Below are 247 nucleotides of genomic sequence, written 5' to 3' on the forward strand. Positions count from 1 at the left end.
TCAGCATGTCCAGGCCCTGCGCGTACGACACAAGCTTGGAGGCGTAGAGCGCCTGGCGGACGTCCTCGACGAAGTTCGCGGGGACCTCGACGGCGATTTCCTCGCCGGCGAGCAACTCCTGGCCGAGCTTGCGCTGTTCAGCCTGGGAAGACAGGGCCCGTGCGAAGACGGACTCTGCGATGCCCGAAACCGGGGAGCCGAGCTCGAGGGCGGAGATGACCGTCCAGCGGCCGGTGCCCTTCTGGCC

At 68.0% G+C, this 247-nt stretch carries 1 pseudogene; it reads right to left on the reverse strand.

Going from position 1 to position 247, the window contains the following annotated elements:
- Positions 1-247 (reverse strand): annotated as a pseudogene (locus NFJ07_RS26115) (NADP-dependent phosphogluconate dehydrogenase); the annotation flags it as partial.

Origin of the sequence: Arthrobacter sp. B2a2-09 (assembly GCF_027587375.1) — a bacterium.
In the GTDB taxonomy this organism is placed as follows: Bacteria; Actinomycetota; Actinomycetes; order Actinomycetales; family Micrococcaceae; genus Arthrobacter.